The sequence below is a fragment of the Streptomyces sp. NPDC057486 genome, assembly GCF_042802415.1.
Lineage (GTDB): Bacteria > Actinomycetota > Actinomycetes > Streptomycetales > Streptomycetaceae > Streptomyces > Streptomyces yanii.
Window position 1 is genome coordinate 1 of sequence record NZ_JBHVEE010000252.1, and the last position, 5978, is coordinate 5978.

Annotated in this window: 7 protein-coding genes and 1 pseudogene; 5 read left to right on the plus strand and 3 right to left on the minus strand. The window is 66.6% G+C overall.

The window, feature by feature from the left end:
* Positions 1–351 precede the first annotated feature (351 nt).
* The 4 genes and pseudogenes from ACFU6I_RS47510 (at position 352) to ACFU6I_RS47525 (ending at position 4153) form a co-directional block, all read left to right on the plus strand.
* The gene (locus ACFU6I_RS47510; protein ID WP_384380529.1) at positions 352–1047 is read left to right on the plus strand and encodes a transposase; all 696 of its coding nucleotides are present in this window, start codon (positions 352–354) and stop codon (positions 1045–1047) included.
* A 361-nt stretch (positions 1048–1408) separates the two neighbouring features.
* Positions 1409–1849, plus strand: coding sequence for a VOC family protein (locus ACFU6I_RS47515; RefSeq protein ID WP_384380532.1), 441 nt, complete (start codon positions 1409–1411; stop codon positions 1847–1849).
* A 33-nt stretch (positions 1850–1882) separates the two neighbouring features.
* Positions 1883–1978: pseudogene (locus ACFU6I_RS47520) on the plus strand (pyridoxamine 5-phosphate oxidase); the annotation flags it as partial.
* Between the two features lie 234 nt (positions 1979–2212).
* Positions 2213–4153, plus strand: a complete 1941-nt coding sequence (locus tag ACFU6I_RS47525; RefSeq protein WP_384380536.1) for a multicopper oxidase family protein — start codon at positions 2213–2215, stop codon at positions 4151–4153.
* Between the two features lie 53 nt (positions 4154–4206).
* Here the strand turns inward: ACFU6I_RS47525 and ACFU6I_RS47530 are convergent, their stop codons facing one another.
* From ACFU6I_RS47530 to ACFU6I_RS47540, 3 genes are read right to left on the minus strand one after another with little or no spacing between them, the layout of a single operon-like run.
* Positions 4207–4581: a hypothetical protein gene (locus tag ACFU6I_RS47530; protein ID WP_384380539.1), complete on the minus strand. Its 375-nt coding sequence runs from the start codon at positions 4579–4581 to the stop codon at positions 4207–4209.
* Between the two features lie 16 nt (positions 4582–4597).
* Complete coding sequence (locus ACFU6I_RS47535; protein ID WP_384380542.1) at positions 4598–5056, minus strand: DUF6233 domain-containing protein; 459 nt, start codon at positions 5054–5056, stop codon at positions 4598–4600.
* Positions 5057–5058: 2 nt separating this feature from the next.
* Positions 5059–5406, minus strand: a complete 348-nt coding sequence (locus ACFU6I_RS47540) for a hypothetical protein (RefSeq protein ID WP_384380544.1) — start codon at positions 5404–5406, stop codon at positions 5059–5061.
* 318 nt (positions 5407–5724) lie between these two features.
* Between ACFU6I_RS47540 and ACFU6I_RS47545 the strand changes: the two genes are divergently transcribed.
* Positions 5725–5978 (plus strand): metal ABC transporter permease (locus ACFU6I_RS47545; RefSeq protein ID WP_384380547.1); only part of this gene is annotated, 254 nt, incomplete at its 3' end.

Sequence of the window (5978 nt, forward strand, 5' to 3'; positions counted from 1 at the left end):
TCCAACGGAAGGCGGATCACCGCAAGCTCGGTGTCTTTCCTCCGCGTCCATCTCTTGCCCTTGTTCTTCCCGCGGAACCGGCGGGCAGGAGGAGCAGAGGCGGCGGTGAGCACGGACTCATTCCGCTCAGCGTTCACCGCTGACCCACCTCCTTTTTGCTCATCTCGGACAACGTCACTTGTCCGCGAATTTCACCAGCGCGGCAACCAACGCCAAAGCTACAAGACGCCACTGACAACACACCTTCACAACCACAGGACTTCGGGCTCTACGCTCCCTGCATGCGCCTGCGGCTTACCTGTTGCACCTCGGCCGACCTCCACGGCGTGGACCGGTCTGACCGGGCCGCCAATGCAGCATCTCGTCGGGCAGCTGTGGGAAATCAGGGCGGACACCAGCCGAGGCCGGCCCTGGGCACTGCCGTTCGCCGACCGGGTCCTGCTGGTCGTCCTCGCCTACAGGACCAACCTCACCATGCAGCAACTCGGCTCCCTGTTCGGTATCTCCCACGCCGCCGCCCACCGCGTCATTACCCGGCTAGCCGAGCCGCTCGCGCAGCTCCTCGGACCACCGCCCACCGACCGTCGTGAACTGTGGGTGGTAGACGGCACACTGATCCCGGTCCACGACCAGCGGCGCACCGCGAAGAGCAAAAACTATCGGCGCAGCGTCAACGTGCAGGTCGTCTGCAGGGCCCGCGACCGGAGGGTTGTCGCCGTCGGAGACGCCTGGCCCGGCAACCGCAACGATGTAGTCGTTTTCCGCGAAACCCTCGAGAAAACACTGCCCAACCATCCCTGCCTGTCGGGCGACGGCGGCTACCGCGGCTGCGACCGCATACGAACACCACGCCGCGGCGCGGACGGCCGCATCGTCAAGGACCGGAACTACCGCCGGTTCCGTAAACGCCGGGCTGTCGCAGAGCACACCATCGCCCGACTCAAAGACCACCAGATTCTCCGCCAATGCCGCCGCCGTGGTGAAGCGATCAACCACGCCGTCGCCGGCGTTGCCGCACTCCACAACCTCAAGCTCGACATCCGGTAAACGAGGCACCCGCCGCAGCAGGGCACGTTCTCACCGGCATTACGTGATAGCTCTTAGGGCGAAGCGGCACCGTGAGTCAATTGCGGGCGCAATGCTCAAGCGCGCACGCTGCGAATCGTCGAGGAAGCATGGAAAGCGGGGACGGCACGCTGCGGCTGATCGTCTTCATGGGAGCGGCCATCTGCGCCGCACTCACCCTCGGTGGTGGCGCCTGGCTCGCGATTCTGCTGTAGCGGTGCTGAGCCGCGATCCGGATTCTTCGGAGTTCGGCGGTCTGCGGATGTCGAGAACGTGTCACCGGCTCCGTCCCAGGGACATCAGCGGCCACCACCGGCCGCACGAGGAAGAAGGAGAAGCCAGCATGGCGATTCAGCGGATGGACAACGTCGGCATCGTCGTCGAGGACATGGATGCCGCCATCGCGTTCTTCGTGGAACTCGGTATGGAGCTGGAGGGCAGGGGGGAGGTCGAGGGCCTCTTCGCCGACCAGTGCACCGGACTCGACGGCGTCCGCTGTGACATCGCGATGGTCCGGACCCCGGACGGTCACAGCCGGCTCGAGCTGGCGAAGTACCGCAGCCCCGCGGCGATCAGCGCCGGGCCGCGCAACCGGCCGCACAACATTCTGGGCACGCACCGCGTCATGTTCGCCGTCGACGACATCAAGGACACCGTTGCCCGCCTGCGCCCTCACGGCGCCGAACTCGTCGGCGAGATCGCCCGGTTCGAGGACAGCTATCTGCTCTGCTACCTCCGCGGCCCGGAGGGCATCATCGTCGGACTGGCCGAGCAACTGCACTGAGAAGGAGGGCCGAACCAGGCAGCCGAACGAGACATCGAGGTTCTGAACCGCCCGATCAGCCAGGAGCTGCCGGCCCGTGACGTGACCCGCCCGGCCTACGTCGCCAAGGACGGAACCCCGCGCAACGTCAGGAACGCGAGACACCGGTAGCCGTCTGCTAGTGGCACATCTGGGTCCAGGGACAGTGCATGTTCACGAGGTGGTCGCGAGATCCCTCGCCTGGAGCATTACAGCAACGCGCGGAGGTGAAAGCTGCGGCAGGCTGATCATGCCCGGTGCTTGCCGGCGGTCTCGGAGCACCGTCGGGCGGAACCGCGGAAGGAAGCAGCGCCGGAGTCAGACCGACAAGTGTTGGAGATCCAGGTGGTCACGAGGCGGCATGTCGTGCAGGCAGCGGCCGGCGGAATGCTCGCGCTCCTTCCGGCCGTCACCGCGGCTCCACGTCTCCGAACGCCCGGCGACAAGGGCCTTCTGGATCCGAGAACGGTGGACAAGTACGTCACACGGCTCGTCGTCCCATCCACCATGCCGCAGGCCGGTGGCGCCGTCGCTGATCGCATCGACCACTACATGATCGGTGTGCGACAGTTCCAGCAGCAGGTGCTGCCCCCTGGACTGCCGGCGACAACCGTGTGGGGGTACGGCTCAACCCTGCATCCGCGCAGCTTCCACTATCCCGCGTTCACCATCGAGGCCCACTTCGGAACACCTGTTCGGGTGAGGTGGAAGAACCAGCTGCTTGATCACAAAGGCGGCTACTTGCCGCACCTGCTGCCGGTCGACCCCACCCTGCACTGGGCGAACCCCGCGGGCGGAGTGTCGGCCCGGGACACACGTCCCGGATTCCGCTCGACACCCGGACCGTACTCGGGTCCGGTACCGATCGTGACGCACCTGCATGGCGGGCAGAACACGGAGGAGAGCGATGGCTACACCGAAGCCTGGTATCTTCCCGGCGCGGTCGACCTTCCTAAGGGATACGCCGAAGTCGGTTCCTTCTATGAGGAGTTCAAAGGCAAGTTCGAGGACCGGTTCGGTGACACCTGGGGCCGGGGAGAAGCGGTGTTCCAGTACGCCAATACGGAGAGAGCCTCGACCTTCTGGTTCCACGATCACGCCCTGGGTGTCACGCGGCTGAACGTGTACGCCGGACTGGCAGGGTTCTACCTCCTGCGAGGCGGCCCTGCGGACCTTCCCGACGGGATATTGCCCGGTCCCGCACCCCGGGCCGGTGATCCGCCCGGTCGGAAGTACTACGAGATCCCTCTCGTCATCCAGGACCGCTCGTTCCACGTCGACGGCAGCCTCTTCTACCCGGCCGGACGCGCTGCCTTCGACGGATTCAAGGGCCCCTACATTCCGGCCAGCGACATCCCTCCGATCTGGAGCCCCGAGTTCTTCGGCAACACGATGGTGGCCAACGGGAGAACCTGGCCGGTCCTTCAAGTCGAGCCGCGCCGCTATCGGTTCCGGCTTCTCAACGGATGCAATTCGCGGTACCTGATCCTGAAGATCGTCACCCGCTCGCTCGCTCGTAGGCCCGCGCAGGCAGTAATCTCCTTCTGGCAAATCGGCAACGAGGGCGGCTTCCTCCCCACACCCGTACGGCGCGACGAGTTGCTCATCGCTCCCGCCGAGCGCGCCGACGTGATCGTCGACTTCACCTCGGTACCGGTCGGGACCGAGTTGTATCTCATCAACGAGGGCCCCGACAAAGCGTTCCAGGGCGGGAAAGCGGGTTCGGACTTCTCCCCGGCGGACCCGGCCACCACTGGACAGGTCATAAAGCTCACGATCGGAGCACTCACCACGCCGGACACAACCGCCCCACCCTCCCAGCTGTCGTTGCCATCGGTCGAGCCCTTGGGAGAGGCGAGCCGCATCCGACGGCTTTCGCTCAGTGAGCAGAACTCCGCGTCACTCCCGCATGTCGGACCCCGACAACTGCTGCTCGGCACCCTGGACCGGCGTGGCGCCGCTGTGCCGAGGCGCTGGGACGACCCCGTCACGGAGCATCCGGCCCTCGGTGCGACCGAGATCTGGGAGATTCACAATCTCACGAAGGATGCCCACCCGATCCATGTCCACGAGGTCCAGTTCGAGGTCCTCGACCGACAGCGGACCGGCCATGCCGCCCGGCCCGCAGAGCCATGGGAGCGCGGGTTCAAAGACACCGTAGTCGCCTACCCGGGTGCCGTCACGAGGCTGAAGGCGACATTCGACAGGGCGGGCCAATACGTCTGGCACTGCCACATGCTCGAACACGAGGACAACGAGATGATGCGCCCCTACAGAGTCGGATGACGGCAGAGGTTCTGCCCCTCTCTCCTGCGCATAGCGGTGCCGGTGTGCGGCGTTCACCGCTGCTCGCGCAGCAGCGTGAGGCGGCGTTTGTGCTCGTTCGCCGACCGTGACGTCCCAAGCATCTTGATGGGCGTCACCGCGCTCGGCTGCAAGGACCAACTCGTCGAGACCGAGGCCGCCGCCGTGCTCGATTCTTGAGCCGACTGACACGCTGTGGCGGTACGACCAGCAGCCTTCGTCCCCGGGAGCAGCTCCATCCCGGCGGTGGCGAGACCCATCCAGTGCGTGGTGACGACCCGGCCGGAGCGGGCGCACAGGGTCACGGTGTCCTCGGTGCGCACCAACACCGTCCGGTGCCCGTCGAATTTGGGCTTGCGCCACCGGCCCGGCTCCTGCGGCAGCACCGCAACGGCACGGGCCGACGCCACGCTGATCGGGAGTTCCTCAACTTTCATTCATGCTGCGACCAGGCGCTGATCGCGGCGCGCCGAGTGCGGTGTCCGGCCGGCACACCTCGCAGGCCTGAATTCCGTCAGCGAGGGCGGCGAGGGCCTGCTCCCGGCTGATGGCCCGCAGCTGCTTCCCGGCGGCGAAACAGTCGCCACGGTGGACCTCGGACCGCGAGGTGCCGACACCGATGTCGGTGATGCCCCAGTCCGGGAAGGTACGCGGGCGGCCTTTCCCGCTCTCCTTTTTCTCGACCGGTGGCTCCCCCTGCCGGCGCTGCTCCCTGCCGCGCTGCTGTTCCGGCGCCCGCCGCTGCCGGCCCTGCTGTTCTTGGCCCTGGCGTTCTTGGGCTTCGAGCTGTTGGATCCGGCCCCGGGTCTGGCGCAACTGCCAGTCCAGCCACTCCTGAAGAGCCCGGAGCTTGTCGAGGCGGGATATCGACCCGGGGTCGGACACGGCTACGCCACCTCGTCCCCGGCAGTTTCGTGTGCGTGCTTGAGCGCCGTCCGCGCCGCCACCACACCACCGTCGAGCGTCGCCCAGAACGGGTGCGTCGCCACCACGGTGCTCAGCCGGAGCAGCTCCGCCTGGAACCGGGCCACCTCTGCGGCCTGCTCCTGCGTGTAGCCGGGGCTGTCGGCCTTGCCGGAGCGGAAGCTGGTGTACGGCTGCCGCTCGCTGTCCCAGCCGGGCATCGGTTCGGCCGACCACGGGAGCGTGGCGGCGTACTGCTCGTAGGCGGCGCGGGTCCGGTGCAGGGCGAGCTGGGCGTCGCGGAGGTCTTGCGGGAAGTCGTACGTGGGCACACCCGAATGGTACGTGTGTTCGATTTTCGAATGCGAGCGGCGCGCCGGATCGCTTTCCGAGGCTCGCACGGTGAAGCGGGGCTTGCGATGATTTAACGAAAATGATTATCGTCTCTGTATTCCATGACAGGCATGGATATGACCCATGGGGGGTTGTGAGCTGCTCGTCGCCCAGAACCGGCGGTTGAAGGAGGACACCGTCATCGGGGTGTTCTTCGCCTTCGGCCTCGGCATCGTCCTCGTGTCCACCGTTGCAGCTGGACGACCGACCTGTCCTCCTTCCTTTTCGGTCAGGTCCTCGCCGTCGGTCCCGAGGACGTGTGGACGGTGGCGGGACTCGGGGCCGTTCTCGTCATCGTCGTCCTCCTCCTGCGCAAGGAACTCGTCGCCGTGACCCTGGACCGCGAAACGGCCCGCGCCGCCGGCCTGCCGGTCTTCGGCCTGGACCTGCTCCTCTACATCGTGGTGACGACGACAATCGTCATGTCGCTGGAGGCGGTCGGCAACATCCTGGTTCTCGCGCTGCTCATCACCCCCGCCGCGACCGCGCGCATGCTGACCGACCGGCTCGG